At 46.6% G+C, this 21,279-nt stretch carries 23 protein-coding genes and 1 pseudogene; 12 read left to right on the forward strand and 12 right to left on the reverse strand.

Annotated features, from left to right (window positions below):
• Window positions 1–716: 716 nt before the first annotated feature.
• Entirely contained in the window at window positions 717–905 is a 189-nt protein-coding gene (locus N836_RS76180) for a hypothetical protein (protein ID WP_152532296.1), read from the forward strand.
• A gap of 141 nt (window positions 906–1,046) precedes the next feature.
• Here the strand turns inward: N836_RS76180 and N836_RS69955 are convergent, their stop codons facing one another.
• Together N836_RS69955 and N836_RS69960 are read right to left on the reverse strand one after the other, a co-directional pair.
• Entirely contained in the window at window positions 1,047–2,075 is a 1,029-nt protein-coding gene (locus N836_RS69955; protein WP_023076605.1) for a chlorophyll a/b binding light-harvesting protein, read from the reverse strand.
• A 902-nt stretch (window positions 2,076–2,977) separates the two neighbouring features.
• Entirely contained in the window at window positions 2,978–3,187 is a 210-nt protein-coding gene (locus N836_RS69960) for an Asr1405/Asl0597 family protein (protein WP_023076606.1), read from the reverse strand.
• A gap of 543 nt (window positions 3,188–3,730) precedes the next feature.
• Here N836_RS69960 and N836_RS69965 point away from each other — a divergent pair.
• From N836_RS69965 to N836_RS69975, 3 genes are all read left to right on the forward strand, one after another.
• Window positions 3,731–4,270 carry a Dps family protein gene (locus tag N836_RS69965; RefSeq protein ID WP_023076607.1) on the forward strand — a complete coding sequence of 180 codons (540 nt, stop codon included), beginning with the start codon at window positions 3,731–3,733 and terminating at the stop codon, window positions 4,268–4,270.
• Between the two features lie 363 nt (window positions 4,271–4,633).
• Window positions 4,634–5,206 (forward strand): (2Fe-2S) ferredoxin domain-containing protein, encoded by a 573-nt coding sequence (locus N836_RS69970; protein ID WP_023076608.1) that lies wholly within the window; start codon window positions 4,634–4,636, stop codon window positions 5,204–5,206.
• 10 nt (window positions 5,207–5,216) lie between these two features.
• Complete coding sequence (locus tag N836_RS69975) at window positions 5,217–5,990, forward strand: hypothetical protein (RefSeq protein WP_031294525.1); 774 nt, start codon at window positions 5,217–5,219, stop codon at window positions 5,988–5,990.
• Between the two features lie 195 nt (window positions 5,991–6,185).
• Here the strand turns inward: N836_RS69975 and N836_RS69980 are convergent, their stop codons facing one another.
• Window positions 6,186–7,244, reverse strand: a complete 1,059-nt coding sequence (locus N836_RS69980; RefSeq protein WP_023076610.1) for a Fe(3+) ABC transporter substrate-binding protein — start codon at window positions 7,242–7,244, stop codon at window positions 6,186–6,188.
• Window positions 7,245–7,344: 100 nt separating this feature from the next.
• Here N836_RS69980 and N836_RS76810 point away from each other — a divergent pair, with 100 nt between their 5' ends.
• Window positions 7,345–7,482 (forward strand): hypothetical protein, encoded by a 138-nt coding sequence (locus tag N836_RS76810; protein ID WP_161635055.1) that lies wholly within the window; start codon window positions 7,345–7,347, stop codon window positions 7,480–7,482.
• Window positions 7,483–8,026: 544 nt separating this feature from the next.
• On the opposite strand, the gene N836_RS69985 is transcribed toward N836_RS76810, so the two are convergent.
• The 4 genes from N836_RS69985 to N836_RS70000 all read right to left on the reverse strand — a co-directional run bounded on the left by N836_RS69985 (window position 8,027) and on the right by N836_RS70000 (window position 11,178).
• Window positions 8,027–8,773, reverse strand: coding sequence for a histidine phosphatase family protein (locus N836_RS69985; protein ID WP_031294527.1), 747 nt, complete (start codon window positions 8,771–8,773; stop codon window positions 8,027–8,029).
• A gap of 220 nt (window positions 8,774–8,993) precedes the next feature.
• Window positions 8,994–9,569 carry a Crp/Fnr family transcriptional regulator gene (locus N836_RS69990; RefSeq protein ID WP_023076614.1) on the reverse strand — a complete coding sequence of 192 codons (576 nt, stop codon included), beginning with the start codon at window positions 9,567–9,569 and terminating at the stop codon, window positions 8,994–8,996.
• Window positions 9,570–9,609: 40 nt separating this feature from the next.
• The gene (locus N836_RS69995) at window positions 9,610–10,350 is read right to left on the reverse strand and encodes an alpha/beta fold hydrolase (protein WP_023076615.1); all 741 of its coding nucleotides are present in this window, start codon (window positions 10,348–10,350) and stop codon (window positions 9,610–9,612) included.
• 363 nt (window positions 10,351–10,713) lie between these two features.
• Entirely contained in the window at window positions 10,714–11,178 is a 465-nt protein-coding gene (locus N836_RS70000) for a Fur family transcriptional regulator (RefSeq protein ID WP_023076616.1), read from the reverse strand.
• 441 nt (window positions 11,179–11,619) lie between these two features.
• On the opposite strand from N836_RS70000, the gene N836_RS70005 reads away from it, so the two are divergent.
• Window positions 11,620–11,970: a CU044_2847 family protein gene (locus N836_RS70005; protein ID WP_023076617.1), complete on the forward strand. Its 351-nt coding sequence runs from the start codon at window positions 11,620–11,622 to the stop codon at window positions 11,968–11,970.
• Here the strand turns inward: N836_RS70005 and N836_RS70010 are convergent.
• Window positions 11,960–12,622 carry a helix-turn-helix domain-containing protein gene (locus tag N836_RS70010; RefSeq protein WP_023076618.1) on the reverse strand — a complete coding sequence of 221 codons (663 nt, stop codon included), beginning with the start codon at window positions 12,620–12,622 and terminating at the stop codon, window positions 11,960–11,962. The genes N836_RS70005 and N836_RS70010 overlap by 11 nt on opposite strands.
• A gap of 177 nt (window positions 12,623–12,799) precedes the next feature.
• On the opposite strand from N836_RS70010, the gene N836_RS70015 reads away from it, so the two are divergent.
• Window positions 12,800–13,033, forward strand: a complete 234-nt coding sequence (locus N836_RS70015) for a hypothetical protein (protein ID WP_023076619.1) — start codon at window positions 12,800–12,802, stop codon at window positions 13,031–13,033.
• A gap of 151 nt (window positions 13,034–13,184) precedes the next feature.
• Here N836_RS70015 and N836_RS70020 read toward each other — a convergent pair whose 3' ends face one another.
• The 3 genes from N836_RS70020 to N836_RS70030 all read right to left on the reverse strand — a co-directional run bounded on the left by N836_RS70020 (window position 13,185) and on the right by N836_RS70030 (window position 15,754).
• Window positions 13,185–14,141 (reverse strand): aldo/keto reductase, encoded by a 957-nt coding sequence (locus N836_RS70020; protein WP_023076620.1) that lies wholly within the window; start codon window positions 14,139–14,141, stop codon window positions 13,185–13,187.
• A 242-nt stretch (window positions 14,142–14,383) separates the two neighbouring features.
• Window positions 14,384–14,992: a dioxygenase family protein gene (locus N836_RS70025; RefSeq protein ID WP_023076621.1), complete on the reverse strand. Its 609-nt coding sequence runs from the start codon at window positions 14,990–14,992 to the stop codon at window positions 14,384–14,386.
• A 132-nt stretch (window positions 14,993–15,124) separates the two neighbouring features.
• Complete coding sequence (locus tag N836_RS70030; protein ID WP_023076622.1) at window positions 15,125–15,754, reverse strand: hypothetical protein; 630 nt, start codon at window positions 15,752–15,754, stop codon at window positions 15,125–15,127.
• A 326-nt stretch (window positions 15,755–16,080) separates the two neighbouring features.
• Here N836_RS70030 and N836_RS70035 point away from each other — a divergent pair.
• The 5 genes and pseudogenes from N836_RS70035 to N836_RS70055 all read left to right on the forward strand — a co-directional run.
• Window positions 16,081–16,464, forward strand: a pseudogene (locus N836_RS70035) (transposase); the annotation flags it as partial.
• Window positions 16,464–16,889: a hypothetical protein gene (locus tag N836_RS70040; protein WP_023076624.1), complete on the forward strand. Its 426-nt coding sequence runs from the start codon at window positions 16,464–16,466 to the stop codon at window positions 16,887–16,889. The pseudogene N836_RS70035 and the gene N836_RS70040, both read left to right, overlap by 1 nt.
• Before the next feature lie 90 nt (window positions 16,890–16,979).
• Window positions 16,980–17,231, forward strand: coding sequence for a hypothetical protein (locus tag N836_RS70045; RefSeq protein ID WP_023076625.1), 252 nt, complete (start codon window positions 16,980–16,982; stop codon window positions 17,229–17,231).
• Complete coding sequence (locus N836_RS70050) at window positions 17,231–17,623, forward strand: type II toxin-antitoxin system VapC family toxin (RefSeq protein WP_023076626.1); 393 nt, start codon at window positions 17,231–17,233, stop codon at window positions 17,621–17,623. The genes N836_RS70045 and N836_RS70050 overlap by 1 nt, the downstream gene beginning before the upstream one ends.
• A 599-nt stretch (window positions 17,624–18,222) precedes the next feature.
• The gene (locus tag N836_RS70055; protein ID WP_023076627.1) at window positions 18,223–20,073 is read left to right on the forward strand and encodes a metallophosphoesterase family protein; all 1,851 of its coding nucleotides are present in this window, start codon (window positions 18,223–18,225) and stop codon (window positions 20,071–20,073) included.
• Window positions 20,074–20,349: 276 nt separating this feature from the next.
• On the opposite strand, the gene N836_RS70060 is transcribed toward N836_RS70055, so the two are convergent.
• Entirely contained in the window at window positions 20,350–21,006 is a 657-nt protein-coding gene (locus tag N836_RS70060) for a Uma2 family endonuclease (RefSeq protein WP_023076628.1), read from the reverse strand.
• Between the last annotated feature and the right edge of the window lie 273 nt (window positions 21,007–21,279).

Consider the following 21,279-nt stretch of genomic DNA (forward strand, 5'->3'; position numbering starts at 1 on the left):
GTGTGTCAGCTTGGTGAGCACCAAGCATTTGGGGTAAAGCCAATAGCATCAGAGCCAATTTGCTACTGACTAACGCCAAAACTGCGATAACTTTCTAGCAGCCCTAGAATGCGATCGCGATCGCTATTATTCATACGGTTACCTAATCATCTTGTTCCGGAGGTAACTGGAGCAAAAATTAGATTAGAAGCACAAAGCAGCTCAAAAATTTGGAGTCAGATCAAGTCTCGAATAACGCCGTTGCTGAGTTTGGGGCAGTAATGGCCCCATAGTTTTATGGTTATAAATACATGTTGTAATCAAAACAGCCTTAGTCAACTTATCAATACACCCTAAAAGTTTTATATATAAGTGTGATCGAGTTTAATTATGCGTTAACCAAACGCGTCCAAAGTAAAGGTTTACTAGAACAAATTCTAAAATTCACATATATGAGGGAAATATCTGTTGATTTTGAAGTATTTTTCCAAGTATTCTGAGCGACTGGTTACGGCTTGAAGAATGCTGGTTAAGCATGGCCAGCAGGCCGTCAGTCTGCTGATTCGAGAGCCGCTATTGTTCGAGAGACCATGCCAGCTGCCCGGCTGTAAAGATCACAGTTACGATAGTGGGCAGCTTCTTGAGATCGTTTATCATGAAGGCAAATACCAAGCCGGATGTCGTTGGCTCATGCATTCGGATGACACAGATCCTTTTTCCTTGAGGCTTTCACCATTATGATTTGGCACGACTGGCTCCTGATTGCTTGCTTTATAGCCATATCAACATGGGGCTTGCGGCTGGCCTGGCTGTGGTGCTATCAACCTCGATATGCTCAATGGAAACGTCGGTCTAAAGCAACCGTTATCTCGGGTAAATTTGGTCGCTCCGGACGGCGCTTGTATTACGATATGCCCCGCAAATGAAACTGCGAGTCAATAGTGACCTGTATGTACGTTTCAGCCTCTGAGTAACCTATAAAAAAGCCCGCACCTATATAGGTACGGGCCCGGTTGAGAGAGGAGAACCGATCGGCCGGTCCTTAAGCAAACTTGAAACTTGAGGTCTTACACCTGAGCAACACTATCTAGAGCCTGGTTGACCCGCTTAAAGTCAAACCCCATGGCCCGCAAAGCATGCCACAGATGTCCTTGCAAAAAGAAGAACCCTAGGAAAAAGTGGGCATTGGCTAACCAGCAGCGAGCTGTGTGAGCTCCCAAAGGCAGTTTTACAGTGTCAGCAAAATAGGGAGATACGCCTAACTTGACCTCAAGGATGGGCCCATAAAACTCAGTCGGATAGGCCAGGGTGTTAACTGAGCAGAAGTAAGCAGCCACAAATGCAGCCAGTGCAATGCCTCCTAAAGAATAGGAAAGAATGGCTTCTCCTGAAAATGACAGCACCCGTTTAGCCCACTGTAGGGGCGGTACAAGAATGTGCCAAATGCCCCCTAAAATCAGCAAGGCACCCACAAAAGCGTGACCCCCGACTAAATCTTCCAAGCTATCAATGCTGGCAAAATGGGTTTGATATCCATAGATTGTCGCCAAATCTAATGTTGGCTGACTAATCAAACGGACATTGCCCACAGTAGGATCATACAGCCCGTGCCATTGGGTAGCCCAGAGCACCAGACCTAATGCACCCATACCTAAAAAGAGAAGATGATGCCCTAAAATGAGTCCCAACTTCTTAGGGTCGTCCCAATCGAAATGAAATTCTTTGGCTCTACCTGAGGCCTGTCTTAAATCAGCTTCACCCTTTACCAGGTGAAATAAGGCTCCAGCAGCTAAGACTGCCGAGGAAACCAGATGTACGGTTCCAACTACAAACGCTGGATACGTATCCACTAAACCGCCGTCGCTGACTCCCAAACCAAGAGTCGCCAGATGGGGCAGCAGAATCAGCCCTTGTTCACCCATCGGGACAGAAGGGTCAAATGTGGACAGCTCAAATAAAGTAAAGGCACCTGCCCAAAAAGTAATCAGGGCAGCTTGAGCTGCATGAGCTGTAATGAATAGTCCGGATTGTTCGGCAAAGCGAGAATTTCCCGCCCACCAATCATAACTCGGACTCGATTCACCATATGCCTGCATAGTGATGATGTCTCCGATAACTACGAGGGTGCCGTTGTGGTTTAGCTATAGGAGGGAGCCAAGGCAACAACGGCCCTAATTGAAAACAATTTTTTAGTTAATCATTTTCAATTGCTAAGAACAGCCTGTCTTATAAAGTGCAGTATGGCAACTAATGACATTTATTCTTAATAATGGTGATCTATATAACAATATTATTGTTGGTTGATTAGTAGGTTTGAGTTTAGGCATCATAAAAAACTGAGGACGCTCGGGCTCCTTCCTATATGGATTCTAAGTGAACTGAAAGGATAAGCTATCCGCCCTGTAAGCTGTCTATGTCTCTATCCTTTGACATTTCTGTCTTTTCTTTTTTAATTTTTTTGATAAGACTATTTCTTATTAAATAGACGAATTTGACCCAGCCTACATTTTGAAAGACTTGCAGTGAGAGACATTAAGGGGATTGCACAAACATAAAGTCTCAGGTTGAGGCTGTAGATGGGTAGATGAGTGATGGGGTAACGGGGGAATGATCTAAGCGCGGGAGCCTAAGTTTATAAAAAGTCTTGTGCTGAACCTGACTGTGGCAGTGGGCTAAGGCAAAACGTAGTGAGGAGACTTAGGGGTTAACAGTCAAATAAAGAACAGCTTGAAATTGGCTGTTCAGGCGCTCTCCCCTAATATTGAACAAGCCTACCCAAAAGGCTTAGAGAAGAGCTGCAGGTAGAGAGGTTCTATGAACTGCCACTGCTGGTCTGCAAGTCTCCCCTATGCAGAAGGGCAGCCGCAATCAGGTAGATCGCGAAGTTGCACCCATATAACTTAGGAGTTGAGCCGATCTCAAGCGCTCAACTCCTCTGATTGGTTCAGTTAACGTGATCTCCCTAGCGGTTAAAGCTGGAGAGATTCTGATTGAGACATTAGATCAGGGTCAGACAGGTTTCTAGCCAGGTTGCTAGCTGCTGACGTGATTTAGTTAAACGATTGGTGATGCACCATACCTGAATGGCTTCGGTGGCAGATGTCACATCAACCTTAAGAGGCTGATAGCTTTTACAGTCACAGGCAATTCCCAACTCTTGCAAGCGAAAGTAGGCTTCCCAGCGCTCACAACAATCAATTTCAACCATAGAACAACTCAATAGTTTTTACAGGAAAGTACACGGAAAGACGGGGGAGTTGTGTCAGCAGAGTCGTAAACCGGGTTACTAGTAGTCATTAGCAATATAAAACTGACACAATATAGATACACCTTATACAGTCAAACAAATACAGCTAAACTAAACTTTGCCCATAGGCCAAGAATCACCTGTGATAAGTGCAAATCTCTACCAAGTAATCTATAAATGAAATAGAAAATTAATAATGAATTGTTATAACTTTCTGATAAGCCGTAACAGAATAACTAGAAGCTACTTGCATCAGTGAGAAATGTCAGTGGGACGTCAAAACTAGTCAAAGCAGGTGAACTCCCTAGGCTACTGCTAACTAGTAGCATTGACTATTGCGAATGCATCTCACATAAAGGGTCAATCCCTTGCATGTCAATGCTTTCAGTCAACTGGAGTGAGTTAACATGGGAAAGTAGAAACAATCGTTCAATTAACTCTGCAACGATCGGCTCAGTTGAGCTTCGATATCGTGCATACATGCTTTCAAGGAGTCAGTTATACATGGTTAGCTCATCCGCACTCGTTACCCCCTTTGGTGAAGTTACTGAGAATGCGATCGCACTAGAAACATCCGTCACCACCCCCGTTTGTGAAGGACTGAACATCCTGCTGGCCAGTTTCCAGGCCATGTACATTCAGTACCAGAAGCACCACTTTGTCGTAGAAGGAGCCGAATTTTACCAAATTCATAACTATTTTGAGGAAAGCTATGACCAGGTAAAAGACCATGTCCACGACATTGGCGAACGCCTAGATGGTCTGGGCGGAGTACCAGCTGCCAGCTTTAGTAAACTAGCTGAGCTATGCTGCTTTACTCCAGAACCCGATGGTATCTATCGTTGCCGTCAGATGATTGAGAATGACCTCGCCGGAGAACAGGCGATTATTGCCGTCTTACGTCGTCAGGCTGCCCAGGCTGAAAGCTTGGGAGATCGCGCCACACGTCACTTGTATGAAACGATTTTGCTAGAGACAGAAGAACGCGCTTATCACCTCAATCACTTCTTGGCCAATGACACCTTGGTTGTAATCAACAACTAACCGGATTCAAGAAACAACTCAAATAAACATCTGCCTCCCTTTGGGGAGGCTTTTTTATGGGTTCATTTGAAAAGTATTCTCAGTTTCAATTGAACAGCAAATGAAAATAAGTGTCAAGAAGCTGAGAAATCTTTCTACATACAAGCCGAATGGCGATGGTAAATATGATCGTCAAGTTGCTGTATCCCCTGTTCTTTAAAGGGTTTAATCAGTATCTAATAAATAGATTCACTCTGTCAGTATTAAATAGCCTTTACTAATAGGATTTCCTCCCAAGTTTAGTTCCCCTAATTTTAGAGGAACTGATCTCAATAAGGTCAGGGATCTGAGTTAAACTAGCCCTAGTGAGCTAGACGGACTGTCATGGCAAAGGCAAAGCAAACCTTCTGTTTAGAAGGCCGGTTCGAAGGGTTCATGGCGGGGGGTAAATCTCCCTTTAAGTATTTGAGCCTGCGCAGTACCTCGGATGAGCAACATGTGATTAAGTTGCCTAAATCGGTACGGTTAATGCTGTTTCGTTATTTGCAAACGGGTGACTGGGTGCGGGTCGTAGGTGAGGAGTCCATTGACAAGGAAACCGGTGAACCTAAGCTCAAGGCCCAGGAAGTGGTACGGGTAAAACCGCTAGAAGTTGTGACTACTCCGCCGCAGTCAGTGTCATCTCAGGCTAAGCGTAAGCCACCCAAAATTTTAATTTGTCAAAAATCAACCTGTCGAAAACGAGGTGCGGCCCAGGTATGTCGTGAAGTCGAGGCCACCCTTGCTAGCTGTGGTCTAACCGATGCGGTTGAGGTCAAGCTGACGGGCTGTATGGATAAGTGTAAGGCTGGTCCCAATATGGTGGTGATGCCTGACAAACAGCGCTATACCAAAGTCAAGCCTGGTCAGGTATCCGAGTTAATTGCCCAGCATTTTCAAGCCGATGACGTTGGCTAGGCCATCTGTGATGAATCGCCTGCCAGCTCTCGGGGGATTAGGGGGACTGGTATTTTTGTCCGCTGTACTCCATGGGGCATTGCTACTGCTACCGCTGCCCCAGTGGTCATCAACATTGGTTGAACCAGAACCGGAGGAGGCGATTGAGCAGAGCGGTGCGATCGCAATCACTACGCTGCCTGTGGTTGTGCCCCCAGTCACTCAACTAGAACCTGAAACCACGCCCCCACCCGCACCGACATCTGAGGTGATTGAGCCCCCACCGCTGACCCAGGTGCCTGACAACCTACCTGACATCGACGAGTTTATTGTTGAAGAACCTTTAGATGAGTTGGACGACATCGACGATATCGAACAGCCGCCGTTTGCTCCCTCTGATGACGAGAATGAGTTAGACCCTCAAGACAGTGAGCCAGAAGCTGGTATTGCGGTTCAATTTAGCCATAACTTTCCTCATATCCCAGGTGCGCAAGCAGGTTGTTATGGGCTGCAAAACTGTCGTATTGCCGAAGGTCAGAACTATATTGATGCTTCGCGAACGATTATCGATGAGTTAACAGCTCAGGGATATGAGCTACAGCTCTACGAAGGTAACGACGACTCTGATGTGCGTAATCATAGGATTTATGAGATGCGTTCATCCACTAATACTGAGGCTGAAGTTAAATATCTAAATCTGTTTGGTGAAGGGTTGAAGACAGTTATCTATTTGGTAACTCCTCGTTTGATTACCCAAGCAGAGCTCCAGACACTGGAGATAAATCAGCAACAAACTGGCGGTTGAGCCACGCTTCAACTGGACCAGACCTAAAGAGATTGCACTACTAAAACAAAAGTCCCAGGTTGAGGCTGTAGATGGGTGGATGAGTGATGGGGTAACAGACAAGAAACCCCAACAGGTCCCATAGATCTGTTGGGGGCTTTTCGAGAAGAGGAACCTCTATTTGACTGCCTGAACTTATCTGGTAAAAGTCTTTACTTACACCCAGCCAACCCGGTCCATAATGCGTACAGCTTCAGCCTGATTCTCTCCTAGCTGGTTAACATTGAGAGTGTCGGCCTTAAAGGTGCCAAATTCACCAACAACCGGATCAATGGGAATCCCTTCAACAACCGGATACTCGTTGTTACCCTGAGCAAAAAATGCCTGAGCGTTGTCGCTGGCTAGAAACTCTAGGAACTTGACAGCATTATCGCGGTTGGGGGCGGACTTAACTACACCAGCACCGCTAATGTTGACATGGGTGCCGCGCTCATCGTCACCCTGGTTGGGGAAAAACACACCAATCTTTTTGAAGATTTCCTGTTTAGCGGGATCTTCGTCCTTGGCGTAGCGGGGTAGGTAATAGGTGTTTGCGATCGCAACTCCGCCAATTCCAGCAGCGGCGGCCTCAATTTGAGCTCGGTCATTGCCCTCGGGCTGACGAGCAAAATTAGCCACGAGGCCAGCGGCCCATTCTTCCGTATCAGCTGCACCATGAATCGAAATCATGGAGGCTGTCAAAGACTGACTATAAATGTTGCTCGAAGAGCGAGTCAGAACCTTGCCGCGCAAGGAAGCATCAGCCAGAGCTTCATAGGTAGAGAGCATGCTGGACTCAATTAGATCCTTGTTGTACATCAGCACCCGAGCCCGCTTGCTAACCCCAAACCAATGACCATCGGGGTGCCGGAGGCTCTCAGGAATTCGCTCATCTAAAGCACTAGAAGACACAGGCGCAAACACACCTTCTTGATCAGCCCGCCAAAGACGACCCGCATCCACCGTCATAAATACATCCGCCGGACTGCGATCTCCTTCTGCCTTCAATCGCTCCAACAGTTCATCGGCGTTACCTTCGAGCAAGTTAACGCGAATACCAGTTTGCTCAGTAAACTGCTGATAGAGCTTGTCATCAGTGTTGTAGTGTCGCGATGAGTACAGGTTTATCTCACCGGTTTGAGCCATGCCGCGCTTCGGTGCGAACACCTGGGTTGCCGCAAATGCTGCGGTTGAACCAACACCACTAATTAAAAGAGAACGTCGTGAAAATTTCATAGAGTCTGATCCTTCTATTGACTACAGGCAAACAGCGCCGTAAATTGTCGTCGTATTATCAGGATTGATTATCATTCCGTGGGGCGATGAATTTCCACAGATGAAAATCAATACACGAAATTTGCTACAAAACCATTACTTTCAGCATCCTGACATTACGGTGACCAACGATTCAAATCCCCTTATATCAGGAGCTGTAGATACAGCGCTTAAACATCAGGCTGGCATTAATGCGTAAGCGCTTCGTTACTGAAAGGTCTGAACATTATCGAGTTTTATTTTCAGTAATTTCACAGAATCATCCGAATTATCCCATAGAAGCTTATTGACATCAATAGCCAATAAAATCAACTTGGGTGGCAATAAATCTTCAGCCTGTTTACACTCAAAACCCTTTGCCCATCAATGTTTCACAATAGCTGGATGGGCTCAAATCAGCTGGCAGACGCTATAAGTTTAACTAATGCTATTTTTGCCGTTGCTAATTTCTCTAAATTAGCTGGTTGAGCGGAGTCGAAGCCACGGTGTTAGGGACGTTTACTTTTGGCCTACCTACTTGTCTATAAGATGCTTATGGATGAAAGCATAATTCGGAGCAGCAACGCCCAATTTTATATATAGAAAATCCGATGGAGTGATATCGCGAAGGACGGAAGCATCAGGGCGGAGGAATGAAGCAGATCCTTGCAGTAGTGACGCTTCAAGACCTTGTCCTCACCCTTCCTGCACTGGCCATATTCCCCATCGGCTGAGATGTGTGCGTTATGGAAAACTAGGCAGGATTACAGGTTTGCCCATTCTTCAGGCAGCATGTTGGCAACGAGTTCGAAACCACCTGCCCCATCAGGAGTAAGCACATAGGCTAATCCTTGGGGGGCTGGATAGATGCCCGTTGCCGCTTCAAAAATATCGTCATGGCCGACAATAACGGTGTTTTGCCCACTTTCGGGGACCGCCGTTAGTAAAGGCATAACATTGGCTTTCATTTCCTCCACTTGCGCGTCGGTATACTCCTCAAAAGGCAAGAAATTTAGCTTGGAGTCCTTTTCGTGGCGACCAAAAGCGAGGTCTGCCGTCTGCCATGCTCGGCAATATTCGCTGGTGATCACATCATCTACTGGAATAGCTTTCTCGGTGAAGGCTGCACCAATATCCTGAGACTGCTGTATGCCTACATCGCTAAGCTTACGCTGGGTATCACAGTCATCAAGACTCATGTTGGGATCAGCCTGGTCAGCATAGTCCCGCTCAGTCTGGGCATGGCGGAAATAGATCACATGCCCGCCTTCTTGCAGGGCACCCAGCAACTCTGCTCCGCTCAGTTTGTCCTGAAAATCAGCATTAGCCTGTTCACCTTCACTGTATTCGGTGCCGCCTTCACCGCCTTCGCCGCCTTCAGCAATTTCCGCAACCGGTGCCTCAGATGTAGTATCGACCGTGTCTTCTGTCACCGTTTCTCCGGCACAGCCCACCAAGGTAATTGTTAAACCCAGGGCCATAAATAACTCAGTAGCTTTTGGTGTCCTCATGATCAATCTCTCTTCGTTACAGTCAGTACAAATTAATTGCATTATTAAGAGTGAATGTCAATTAATAATAAGTTGTTGTTATCCTGTGTTTTGCCTTGATTTCACTCAGCTACAAGCATTTCGTTGGCTATTACTTGAAATAAGAAAGCCTGTACCGATGGCTATCAGCACAGGCACTAACGCGTTACGGACCTTTGCGGACCTCTGGATGATGATTGGCTTAGGCAATCATCAATTCTCTCTGATGAGCCTTGAGGGCTTTGTTGCTAATAAATCGTTCTTGTCCAGACCAACGCATTAACCCGGCTGTCTCCAGATGTTTTATAAAGCGGGTAACGGTGACACGGGATGTGCCGATGGTTTCCGCAATTTCTTGATGGGTTAGTTTTACGGTAATCAGCCGACCGTGACTAGCGGGCTGTCCAAAGTTTTCTGCTAGCCAACAGGCAAACTGCAACAGTCGTTCCTGGACCTGACGACAGTGCATAATTTGTAGTAGGCGATTGACCTGGGCTGTATGTCTGAGCAGCATATCCAGGGTAAGCGGATAATCCAATGGCAGTCGGGTCAATTCAACCGTGCTTAAACATTGGAGTTCACAAGGTTCGATTTGGCTAATGGGCACGCCGATGATGCTGCCTGGATTCCATAACCCTAGAACAACGATTTCACCGTCTTCATTCCAGGTGACAGTACGTACAAAACCAGACTCCACCTGCCAGAGGGTACAGGTGTCAATAGAAATGCGATCGCGACGCTTGAAGCGATAATCGGGTTTTAACAGCAATGAAGACATAGTGGTAGGGTGGATTACAACATGTGGGGTATACCTGACGCTAATGCCAAAGTGCAGCTGCAGAATGCGGCTGTTCTATATGTTGCCAATAGTTCAAAATGGTGGTTTCTACCAGACGCGGCTGATCAAAGTGAAAAAAGTGATGACCTTCAGGACAGTTCCACACCCGGTCGTCAGATTTCAGCAACGGCTGCCAGCGCTCTACAGAGCTGACTACCGCATCATGAGCCCCCCGACATACCAACAACGGCGGCTCAATTTGAGTGGATTTAATCTCTTGACAATTCACTAGAGAATGGAGTGCCATGCCTGAATCTAAATCTTGTTTGAGCATTTCAACCAGCACACGTGTGATGTCACAGCTGCAAGCACCAAACAACATTCTCACCATTTGGGCTAGGACAATTTCACGACTACAGGGCAGCAGCTGTCGCAGAGCGTAATAATGTGCATGCCAATTCACCCCTGGGTTCGCACCAACCGACAACAGTGTCAATGACCTGACATGCTGGGGATACCGCTGCGCATACAGCCAGCCAACAATCCCACTCAGACCATGGCCTACCAGATGTATGGGGGTCTGTGTGTGGGCAAAATGGCTATGCAAATATTCGTATAACAACCCAAGCACCACCTCTAAACAGCAGGGCTCATCCGCAGTTTGTATGTATTCCCAACGGGCAATTGAAACCCGTTTTGACAAACGACATAAAACTCGCTGGTCAAATTTCTTGAGATTAGGACTCACTGTTAACCACAGTGCAGAAGGGAGATGAGACATAGACATTAATTTATTAATGCAACAATCTGATTGATGTTTATCAATAATTGTCTAAACATCATTGCCAAAGAAAACGCTACTAAACGAATGTTGTAAACGGTTTACCTAGCTGGGATCACGGCATACCAGGGAGATTAGACTGTCAAATAGCCCTGTCATAGCCATGATTAACCCCTAGAGCTCGGGTGCTTATTGACCATTTATCTCAATAAGCTTCGAAGTCAGTATAAATCACTTTTGATTAAATAGGAATAGCTCGCGATAAAGATCAAACAAAAAGGCCAGGGGCTCTGTATCAAGAAACCCCCAGCCTATTTATATCCGCTTACATTTAGAAAATGTTAAGAATATTTCCGATTAATCTCAGTTATCTCGTATCGTTTTAGCCCGCGATTTGCAGCTCGGACATACCCCATAGAGCATGAGCTGGCAGTCTAAAACATGATAGCCAGAGCTGTCTGCCTGTCCCTGCCCAATGCGATCAATGTTATTTTCCTGGAATTCCAGGGTTTGCCCACACTGGACACACACCAGGTGGTGATGGTGATCCCGAAGTGGGCGGTTGAGTTCGTAGTGCTTGTGTCCTTCAGCCAATTCTAATTCCCTCAATAAACCCATATACACCAATAGATGCAGCGTTCGATAAACCGTCGATAAACTAATCCGCTCGCCATCCCCTTTCAGCACTTCATGGAGATCTTCAGCACTTAAATGATTGCCCTGGTTCAGGGTCTGAAAAATATTGAGAATTTTCTGACGTTGAGGTGTAGAGCGATAGCCTCGGGCATTTAGCTCTGCTTTCCATACATCATCGGAATAGAAAGACATAGGGGTCTCCTCTGGGAAGGCTTCGCCTGAGCTGCACTGTCTGGGCTACATACTCCAAAACCGATTAGCTTGCGCTGCTTGGATGATACTCATTCTTATTTAGAGCTACCAGGTTGGTCAAGTGTTTATGCTCAGATGGCGAGGGATAATCTTTGGAAATGCCTATTAAACCCGTATCTTATGGCTAAATCTGATTAAATAATAAGGACTAAGGATTGCGATAATGATAAATCAATACTCAAATAGTTGGCTACAGTTTCCATTAAAGATCTAAAATTAGCCACTACATTGTATTTAGATAAATAAATAATATGGATTTTCAATAGTGAGTCAGCTATGGTGACGAGCTCACATGGTGATTGGTGTGAAGTGGCCGGTAGGGTGTCCTAGAAACTGGGCATAGAAAGAGCAGTATCTACACCTAACAGGACATCTATTCCCATGTCTCAACTAGCACCTATCGTTTTAGAAGATGGTACGACGATCTATATTGAAGCGGCGGACCGTACCGATGTCCCCAGTGCCCCTGTGGGTGAGGCCGAGTCAGGACGGGTGTCTAAAGGAGCACTGTCCGCAAGTATGCAAAGACAGCTGCCCACGGTAAAAAATACCATCACCCAATACACTCGCTACGTTTTAAACGCCTTTAAGGAATTGGGTAGCGGTAATGTTGACAAAGTCAATCTTGAATTTGGTCTTAAAATTGCGGGTTCATCCGGTATTCCTTACATCACTGAAGGGAGTGCTGAGGCCAATTTACAAATTACGGTGGAATGTTCGTTTAAGGATTGAGCGGTACGACTTTAACCCGTTGAAGTAAAGTCTCTCCGTGGAGATAGCCAATGTGACTAATCCGAACTAGATCGCCAGGGTGAGCAACACCCCTGGCTAACTGGTGCTGTTGGGGGTCATAGGCGAGCTGTTCGCCAACGATGCCAATCGTAGTTACCCCCCAGCTTTTCACCAGTCGCTCTATGGGGTTGACTAACGGTAGTAATTTCTTCGCATCAAATCCGTCGTGGTCCAGAGCGGCTTTTGCAGCTGTTGGCCAGTATGTTAGCCAGGATTCTAGCACGCGTAGGGCATCGGTTTGAAACTGGTGGTGCAGGTGCTCACTCTGCTGGTTTAAACGCTGTTCCAGGCGACTATACTCTTGTCGTAGGCGGGTTACTTCATCATTGTTGTCGTTATTGATAACTGTGTTTATACCTGTTGGTTCTATCTGGGGTTGCTCGGTATCAAAGACGTGGAGTAGTTCATTGAGTGAACAGTCGAGGGCCGTTGCTAGTTGTTTGAGAACGACAACTCGCATGGTTTTAATCTTACCCTGACGCAGCTGTTGAATCTGCCAGCGAGAGACATTGGCTTTCTCCGCCAGGGCTCGCTGGCTGGGGATATTCGCCTGCTGCATCATGCTTTGCAGCGTCTGCTCGCTAGCAGCCATGGTTTTTTGAGAAGCTGAACTGGATATGGACATGCGATCGCACCGTGCAGTTTTATCGTTTGTAGTCACGAGAAGAGACAAACTAGTCTCTACCCCTTAATTGACATTAAGTCTTGCTAATTATAGTCTCAGTAATATATTCACCCTTAATGAAATTACATTTAGCGCAGGTACATTATGAAAAAGCGATTAAAGCCCCTGGAACTCTTCTTGTCTGTAGGTATGGTTGCTGTTCTTAGCGCTTGTGGTGGCGCAGGGGGAGAAGGTGATGACGCCACAGAATCAGCTCCTGATGTGGAAGACGTTGCCCCTGAAGGTGGTGAAGGTGGCGAAGGCGACGACGAAGGTGAAGACGAAGAAGAGGGTGAAGACGAAGAAGGTGGCGAAGGCGGCGAAGGCGGCGAAGATTAAGCCATTGTCATTGCTCTGAATACTTTCCTTATTCTTCTGCCCTCATTCCTCCGCCCTCAATGCTGCTGTCCCTTGCCCTACCCCATGGTGATCTCGCCGTGGTCTCGCCTAGATGACAGCAGCAGCCATTCTCTTTAACAAAAGACCTGCACTACATATCCCATAGGGCAGCCAGCGTATAAGGCCCGCCTTCAACTTGCCAAAAATCACCACTTACATAGCGGCGATTTAGATCAAGCGCAGCGATTGCCTGTATGTCTGCTGGCGTCAGGGATAGGTCTGCCGCTGCCAGGTTTTGTTGGATACGGGCAGGATTGACTGATTTAGGGATGACGGCAGTACCCCGATGAATCGCCCAGCTGATCAGCACCTGGGCAGGGGTGACTCCATGCTGTTTAGCGATCGCAACAATTGTCGAGTTTTCCAACAAAACCGGCTCATCATCTGCCTTTAGACTGTCTGGGCGGTCGGATGAACCCAGGGGAGAATAGGCGGTGAGATAGATAGTATTGGCCTGGCAAAAATCCAGCATTGTCGGCTGTTGTAGATAAGGATGCAGCTCAATCTGGTTCATTTCCGGCTTGAGCCGGGCATTTTCTAGCAAATCCTGAAGTTTTGCCGTACTAAAGTTCGATACCCCGATATGACGGCATAGCCCTTCATCTGCCAGCACTTCCATCTCACTCCAGGTAATTAAAATTGGTAGAACCTCAGGCGAGACTAATTTTTCTGCTGTTAGGGGAAACGAGGCTCCCTTTTTCATCGCTACCGGCCAGTGGATCAAGTACAGGTCCAGATAATCTAACTGCAGGTTCACAAGAGTTTCTTCCAGGGCTGGGCGCACATTCTCAGGCGCATGGGAATCATTCCAGAGCTTTGAGGTGATCCACATTTGCTCTCGGGTAACGATGCCCTCGCTAAATGATTCTGATAGAGCCCGACCGATTTCCGCTTCATTGCCATAGATATGGGCACAGTCGATATGGCGATAGCCTGCTGCGATCGCGGTCTTAACCGCCTTATAAACATCGCCCGGCGACGACTTCCAGGTGCCCAATCCTAAAATTGGCATCTGATCGCCATTTTCAAACTCAAGTGTAGCTACCATCTATCTGCTCCAAGGTGTGAGGCATTGAGCCCTGTCTTTTCATCAAAGTAGCAGGGAAAATTCAATTTGAGTTAAATTCAGCTGAAGTTCTGCAATAGCTGGGGATAAGGCCGATTACCGACGACGTGTTTTACTCAAGACGTTGGATGGGCTCAACGGTGGTGGCCATAAACAGGTACTGATGTGTTTTACTATCTCTGGCTCAGGTTGCTTCATTGTCACACTAACCCCAAATAAATTGCTCAGGCCGTTTCCAGAACAAAGTTGAAGGTAGCTTGTTTAAGATCATTGCTATTGTCTACAGCCATGAGCAAAACTGGGTTAAAGAGAAAATCTCTTTGGTTGGCAGGTTCTTCTGGAAAGTAAAGCTGTGTAGTTAGAACCGGCTGATTAGGGGCCTGTACTTTAATATGAAAGTGACGGGTGCGCCCAGGGTAGATGCCTGGCACGATGGTTTCAATTTGGTAGCGTCCGTCTGCGTCTGTGAACTGATGGCCGCGAAACCGATAGCCGCTATTGTCATAATTACCCTGATCGTCAGTATGCCAGCAATCGACTAGAGCACCGGCAATCGGCACACATTGGGACGAGAGCACCTGACCGGCGAGCACCATCGCTGTGCCCGAAAAACCTGGCTCTAGCAGGGATTGTCGTTCTGGAGAATCGGGGGTGTAGAAGGGGCCTGCCGTCTGGGAGGGTGTCATCAGATCGTCACCACAGGCGGGGGTGGCCTGAGCTGTTTGACGAGTCGTGTTATTGAGGGACCGGCTGCAGGTGGCCGATAGGAAGGAGACTAGGGTGACAGGCCCCAGCTGTAAAAGGGTACGACGATTTAACCGTTGTCTAGGCATGAGAGGTACTCATAATTCCCGAACTGTGTTTTATGGTAGACTCCGCCTGTAAAATCGGCTACTGATACCTTAACCCTCCTAACCAATGGCTGAGTAGTTAGGAGGGTTACAAAGTTAGGGGTGGTGAGATCGCTAAGTTGTAGCTTGTGGCCCGACGTCTCCAGTAGTTTCTGTCTTTTCTGAAGAGGCTACGTCTGAATCAGTGTTTTCCTTTACCGCCTCTGCTATCTCAGCTGTTGGCATGGCGGCATCTTTTGTGTGAAAGAAATCTCCGATGCTGTCTTTCCAGCTTTGATACAGGCTGCTGATACGACTTCTCCACTTCTCACGATTCTGTTCCGCTTTTTGTGGAAACCATGAGAACACTAGCAGATCTAGCACAAGCTCTAGACTTCTAACGATAGCTAGTAGAAAACCTGTGAGTAATTTGTAATGGATTAAATAGTAAGGAGTAAACAGAATTGCAGAGAACCAAAGCAGATTGTCAAAAACTTCTTTATCAAGGTTGAAGGAGATACTGACGTGGACCCGGAGTAAGGTGTACCACAGAGAGACAACAACCAGGGTGCTAACGACAAACCCGATAATTCCTTCAGTTTTCTGCCATACAAACCGTACTAAATTCTTTGCGGTCGTCCAAACGATACCTGCTAGCGCCAAGGCGAGCACACCGTAAGTGGCCAGGTTAGTCAAGTCAAGGTCACTAAGGTCACCGAGCATTGAGGTGTCGATCTGCTGCAGCCAGTCAATCAGAGGTTCCATAATTTTTCGCTCCTTGGCAGGGATGCTTTAGTTGCAAGGTAGGACAGACATCTTAACGGTGCCCTTCATCGATAGCGTAGCTTCTATGTACTGGTCTGTGACGTACGGTTTTCCCTATCTATCTGGACTTTACCTTCAGCATCGTCTGAGTAGATTCCTGCCTGATTTGTAATGTTTCTGGCTAAGATTTGTTTAAAAGCTTGCCAATCACTGGAAGGATTATTCGCCGATGGCTTCCATTAATCTCAGAATGGTTGAAACGGTCGTGATAAGAGCTGATTTATAAAGATAGACTGAAAAAATGAGATCACAGTTAGTCAATCCTTAAAAAGGGGGGTGTCTACGGCTATGACGGTGGCAAGAAAGTTAAAGGCCATAAGCGGCATATCGTCGTAGATTCCCAAGGGTTACTGATTGGCATGTTAGTCACCGAAGCTAATATGTCTGAGCGGTTAGGGAGGGTTGTGGTGTTTGATGAGTCGATAGAAGTACTCTCCAAGTTAAAGGTTGTCTGGGTAGTTCAAGACTATTCGGGAAAGAATTTTGCCAATGCGATTAAACAAGTTTGTGGAGAGTCGGTTCGTGTTGAAGTTATTGAGCGAAAGTCGAAGGGATTTGAGATCTTACCAAAGCGCTGGATCGTTGAACGAACATTTGGTTGGCTCAATCGATTTCGGCGTTTGAGTAAGGACTATGAGTTGTATACCGAATGAATGTTTTTCGGCCAGAAACGCTACAGCGGTTGGTTGAACTTAAAATCTCTTATAAACACTCTTTTTATGCTGAAGATTTGCATGCTACTTTAACTACAGAGCCATTTTCGGAGGAAGCAGATCAAAAACTCAACCGGTTTATTGATTCTGTATGGCAACAACTTAATGTTCGTTCACTCTTGGTAGAGGCTGTTAAAAGTGCTTCTGAGAAAGAAAACAATGAACCAGTAAGCGTTGAACATGTACGTGTTGCCTTCAATCACATGCATACAGACGATGAAATTCCAAATTTTTCGAAAAAGAAAGAGGTGCGAGACCTGTTAGTAGAATTAGCATCTCCCTTTACAGGTTGTCTAAGACGCAAGTATCAGGGCAATCAAGAGCGCTTTTATTTTCTAAGAAAACTAGAAATCGGTACATAGGTTCTACTCAATTGACATTTCGACGATTATCAGAGTGAGCGCTACAGTAGAAGTTGATTGAGCATCAATTGATTGGGAGGTGAAACCTTTATGGAAGCCATAATTGAGACAATTGTAAGTAAGCTACGACGCTTATCCACCTCTAAGCTACAAATCATCCTAGAGTTTGTAAACTTCCTTGACTGGCAAGAATCTCAGGCAAAGGAGGCTACCTATAGTCAAGAGCAACAGTCAACCTGGAACACCCTAGTCAAAGAATGTGCTGGTGCCTGGCCTGATTTCCCTACTAGTGAAGAAATCAGAGCAGATCTGGGTCAGGATTCACCCAGGGAAACATTTTAATGTACGTCCTAGACACCAATACGCTGATTTACTTTTTCAAAGGTATGGGCCAGGTTGCCACACGAATAGAGACTACCTCCCCCAATGAAATTGCCATTCCAACCGTAGTTTTGTTTGAGTTATACGTCGGCATTGCCAACTCTCAAAACCCAGAACCGCGCCAACAACTATTAGATAATCTGATTAGCCAAATTGTTATTCTGCCTTTTGATCAGCAATCATCAAGATGCGCCGCCCTAATTCGAGCTCAACTAGAAAAAGCTGGTACCCCCATTGGACCAATAGACACCTTGATAGCAGGTATAGCCAAATGCCGAGGCGCAACCCTAGTTACCCATAACGTAAAAGAGTTTTCTAGGATAGCTGAATTGTTGATCGAAGATTGGTATTAAAAAACAACATTAAATTATCATAGCCTATATAGCTCGTAGACTTTCAGGATGTGGGAAAATCTGACCGACCGACACTCAGCCTTTCGTTACGATCAGAAAGTCGATATTTTCATCGAGCAATATCCTCCTGACATAGAGTTCAGATGAAATCGGTGATGAAATCGCCGCTCGCCTCAATCAGAATCTAGCGCAGTAGGAAACCTGGAAATTCTATTCTTCTCCCAATGTCTCGTAGCCAATGAACACAGCTCCCCATCGCAATGGAGCTACAATCAGCCAGTCAGGTCTATCCATTGGACTTTTTGTGAAGCTAGGCTAATAGACAGCCTAACAGCGTGAAGTTTCTTTGAAGATAAGCTGTTCTTAAAAGAGAAAGACCAGTTAATCAACTTCAGTTAATCTTTTATTAAAGTTCTTCTCATTTGATCCTCATTACTGGCGTATTTTTCGCCCGCTGAGAAGCCTCCTTCCAGCCTTTACCGCTGCTGGGATGAACCGAGCTGGAAGACGCGCTATTTAGCAGTGTCTTTCAGCTGAAATCATAGTTCGGATCAGCAACGCCCCTGATTTCAAGAACATCACATCTATCTATTGAGCTTATGCCCTCAAATCGTTTTAAGCTGTTTAGTCATGCTCTGTTAGCAACCCTAAGCACGAGCCTAATAGCTGTTGCACCTGCCCAGGCAGCCACCTTTCGCGTAAATCCCTATTTGCAACAGCCGTCTTCCGATGGCATGTACTTCACCTGGTTCACTGAAGAAGATGTTGCTGGTACCCTCACGATTACAGGGACCGATCTCACTACACCCCTCACATTCGCTAGTAATCCTTCTTTAGAACCCGTTTTGGCTTACACCAATGCCGAAAGGGCTCAGGAAATTGGTGATCTAGAGCCAGGGTCCTGGTTACTGGGTGATAATAGCTACAAGCACACGATTGATGTACGTGGCTTAGCACCTAATACCACCTACGATTACACCGTTGCCCTGGGTGACAATGTCTTCAACTCTACGTTCAAAACAGCGCCCACTGCAGATGATTGGGACAGCATTCGCTTTATTACCTTTGCTGATAGTGAAACTCAACCGGCAGGGCGTCTAATTGGTCGTGATTGGCAGCAGGGTGCTTTGGCACCAGGGTCAGCAGCTCGTCCCGATCCAGAGACTAGCCTGTGGGCTGAAACCTTTGGTACAACAGGGACTCGCCTCCGCTATGCCCTGACTGAAACAGAGGGGTATGCGGCCAACTTGGCTATTGTCAATAGTCGTCAGCCCGACTTCTTGATGATGCCTGGAGATCTGATGCAGGGTGGCGGCTATCAGCCTGGCTGGGATGAGTTCTTCCGTCACAATGCGGGTGAGTTTGATAGTGGTTTATCTGAGTATCCATTGCTGCCTGCCCTAGGCAATTGGGAGAACTTTGGTGCTCTTAATGGTGGCTATGGTCTTGATGAGGATGGTCGCTTTGGGCCTAAGTTTGGTCGTGATAAGTTCCACACGTACTTTGATGCGCCTGACAATGGCACACCTGAACATCAAGACAACTACTACCGCATTGACTACGGCCCGATTACGATTCTCACTTTAGATAGTTCTAATGGTGAGCCGGATGATACCCGCGATAACTATGGTGGTGAAGGTCAGCCTCCAAAAATCAGCGGTCTGGAATTTACTGGCCCTGGTACTGATACTCAGCAAAACTATACTCGTGAACAGTATGAAGCGGCTGGTGGCACTGACTTGGCTGACTTTAACCCTGGCAGCCCCCAGTGGAATTGGGTAATTGAACAGCTTGAAGATGCTCGGGCTCAGGGACAAATCATCTTTGCCCAGTTCCACCATGCCCCTTACTCTAGCGGTACCCATGGTTTTGCGATGAACCATGAGCTTTCCAGTGGTCAGGGGGGAACACCCTTGCGTCAGTACCATCCTCTATTTGAAGAGTATGGTGTTGTTGCTGTTTTCTCAGGCCATAGCGAAATGTTCGAGCGCAGCTTTGTGGATGAAGATGGCGATGGCGTTGGCGTGCAATACTACGATGTTGGGATTGCCGGTGACGGTCTGCGTGGCGCAGTTCGCACAGAGGATGGCCAACCCTTAGGATATAACTCTTTTAGCCAATGGACGGCTGACCAGGATGCACCCGAGCTGTGGCAAGAGGTTGATGGTGTTTTACAAATCCTTGAAGGGGGTAAGCACTATGGCCATCTTGAAGTAAATCTTGAGCGTCATGGAAAAAACACTGCAGTTACCTTTACTCCGGTGTATAGCTTTCCGCTACTTGACAGTAACTACAATGTGCTAGGCACTGAGCGTCGTGTATACAATGATGAGATTTCATTATTGCTCACCTCAGAAGGAACTGTTGTCCCGGTGCCTGAACCAGGTGTTGTGTCGGCGTTGGCACTGTTTGGTCTGTCTGCCCTAGGACTTAGAAAGCGACTTTCCTAAAACTTAGAACCAGTTAGATAATCGCAATGAAGACAAGCGAGGGTTATGTTGAGAAGCCTGCTCTCGCTTGTTGCGTCCTTGCAATAATTCCTAAGAAACATAAACTAAGAGATAAGAATTTTACAGGCACGACCTGCTAGTACTCTAACAAGCCTTCAAGACGTTTTATCACCAAGCTTATAACTCGTATCACAGTATGGGTGTGTCCTATGCAATGCGACTCTCACTTTGTTGAAGTCTTTGCGCTGAGACATCACAAATGATCAGTTAAATGGTCTAGCTGTGTCCTAGCGATCGCACCCACTCTCTTAAAATCCGATCAGCTTCCATCTCATCCAAACGAGCCACTGTCAAAAACTCATATAGCTTTATCTTTGGCACCTTAGGAAACGTAGGGCTCATTTCAGCTTCAATATAGTGATCCTGCTGTAAACAATAAATCCGCCAAACCTCACCGTTGTATCGCCAAAACTCCGGTACCCTCATCGCCGCATATAGCCGTAGCTTATCAATATCCGTGTGAGTAATATCTACCTCCACAATCAAATCCGGTGGCGGATCCTTATCTAAATCCACATCCCGTCCCGCTACCAACGGCTGATTCTGAATGTAATAGGCTGCATCTGGCTCACTGGAGCGATCAAGCATCTCTCGATCCAAGGTGGTAGACCCCATAGTCTTGAGTTTCATGCCAAACTCCGATGCCAAAATATAAATGAAGCGCCCGATTAACCAAGCCGAAAATTCATGAATCTCAAGCGGCATCGTGATTTCTAACGTTCCTTGGGAGTAAGTCAGGCGTGTATTACGATCAGGGCTGAGGGACTGTCGAACCGCCAAATATCCTTGCCAGGTAAGCGATCGCAACACCACACGCTGTTCACCGACAGGCTGGGGCACAGGTTGTTTCACTAAAGGAGCTGCACTAACCATAACGAAACACTCATAACGGAATGTGACTACAGAATTACTACCATTCTAAGCTGTAGCCCTAAAGCAGCAGCCTACCGAAACTCCCTGCGATACACAAGCTACTAGCCCTATGAGCAAGCATCGCCCAAAGCATCGCTTATCATAGAGGCTAAGCTTACCCATAATCCTTATGGTTCAATTCGACCTCAGAACCAAACTGCCTCCCTTAGAAAATGGCGACCACCTCAATCGCTACGAATTTGAGCGTCGCTATAATGCCTCCCCCCACCTCGC

It is taken from the genome of Leptolyngbya sp. Heron Island J, assembly GCF_000482245.1.
Taxonomy (GTDB): Bacteria; Cyanobacteriota; Cyanobacteriia; order Phormidesmidales; family Phormidesmidaceae; genus Leptothoe.

What these genes read in the sequence shown, in the direction of transcription:
- N836_RS69975 (WP_031294525.1), top strand. Translation starts at nt 5,217, where the DNA reads ATGAATCGCCTGCCAGCTCTCGGGGGATTAGGGGGACTGGTATTTTTG.
- N836_RS70020 (WP_023076620.1), bottom strand. Translation starts at nt 14,141, where the DNA reads ATGGTAGCTACACTTGAGTTTGAAAATGGCGATCAGATGCCAATTTTA.
- N836_RS70055 (WP_023076627.1), top strand. Translation starts at nt 18,223, where the DNA reads ATGCCCTCAAATCGTTTTAAGCTGTTTAGTCATGCTCTGTTAGCAACC.
- N836_RS69960 (WP_023076606.1), bottom strand. Translation starts at nt 3,187, where the DNA reads ATGGTTGAAATTGATTGTTGTGAGCGCTGGGAAGCCTACTTTCGCTTG.
- N836_RS70030 (WP_023076622.1), bottom strand. Translation starts at nt 15,754, where the DNA reads ATGGAACCTCTGATTGACTGGCTGCAGCAGATCGACACCTCAATGCTC.
- N836_RS76180 (WP_152532296.1), top strand. Translation starts at nt 717, where the DNA reads ATGATTTGGCACGACTGGCTCCTGATTGCTTGCTTTATAGCCATATCA.
- N836_RS69955 (WP_023076605.1), bottom strand. Translation starts at nt 2,075, where the DNA reads ATGCAGGCATATGGTGAATCGAGTCCGAGTTATGATTGGTGGGCGGGA.
- N836_RS70060 (WP_023076628.1), bottom strand. Translation starts at nt 21,006, where the DNA reads ATGGTTAGTGCAGCTCCTTTAGTGAAACAACCTGTGCCCCAGCCTGTC.
- N836_RS76810 (WP_161635055.1), top strand. Translation starts at nt 7,345, where the DNA reads ATGAAAATCAATACACGAAATTTGCTACAAAACCATTACTTTCAGCAT.
- N836_RS70000 (WP_023076616.1), bottom strand. Translation starts at nt 11,178, where the DNA reads ATGTCTTTCTATTCCGATGATGTATGGAAAGCAGAGCTAAATGCCCGA.
- N836_RS69995 (WP_023076615.1), bottom strand. Translation starts at nt 10,350, where the DNA reads ATGTCTCATCTCCCTTCTGCACTGTGGTTAACAGTGAGTCCTAATCTC.
- N836_RS70040 (WP_023076624.1), top strand. Translation starts at nt 16,464, where the DNA reads ATGAATGTTTTTCGGCCAGAAACGCTACAGCGGTTGGTTGAACTTAAA.
- N836_RS70005 (WP_023076617.1), top strand. Translation starts at nt 11,620, where the DNA reads ATGTCTCAACTAGCACCTATCGTTTTAGAAGATGGTACGACGATCTAT.
- N836_RS69980 (WP_023076610.1), bottom strand. Translation starts at nt 7,244, where the DNA reads ATGAAATTTTCACGACGTTCTCTTTTAATTAGTGGTGTTGGTTCAACC.
- N836_RS69985 (WP_031294527.1), bottom strand. Translation starts at nt 8,773, where the DNA reads ATGAGGACACCAAAAGCTACTGAGTTATTTATGGCCCTGGGTTTAACA.
- N836_RS70015 (WP_023076619.1), top strand. Translation starts at nt 12,800, where the DNA reads ATGAAAAAGCGATTAAAGCCCCTGGAACTCTTCTTGTCTGTAGGTATG.
- N836_RS70045 (WP_023076625.1), top strand. Translation starts at nt 16,980, where the DNA reads ATGGAAGCCATAATTGAGACAATTGTAAGTAAGCTACGACGCTTATCC.
- N836_RS70050 (WP_023076626.1), top strand. Translation starts at nt 17,231, where the DNA reads ATGTACGTCCTAGACACCAATACGCTGATTTACTTTTTCAAAGGTATG.
- N836_RS69990 (WP_023076614.1), bottom strand. Translation starts at nt 9,569, where the DNA reads ATGTCTTCATTGCTGTTAAAACCCGATTATCGCTTCAAGCGTCGCGAT.
- N836_RS69965 (WP_023076607.1), top strand. Translation starts at nt 3,731, where the DNA reads ATGGTTAGCTCATCCGCACTCGTTACCCCCTTTGGTGAAGTTACTGAG.
- N836_RS69970 (WP_023076608.1), top strand. Translation starts at nt 4,634, where the DNA reads ATGGCAAAGGCAAAGCAAACCTTCTGTTTAGAAGGCCGGTTCGAAGGG.
- N836_RS70010 (WP_023076618.1), bottom strand. Translation starts at nt 12,622, where the DNA reads ATGGCTGCTAGCGAGCAGACGCTGCAAAGCATGATGCAGCAGGCGAAT.
- N836_RS70025 (WP_023076621.1), bottom strand. Translation starts at nt 14,992, where the DNA reads ATGCCTAGACAACGGTTAAATCGTCGTACCCTTTTACAGCTGGGGCCT.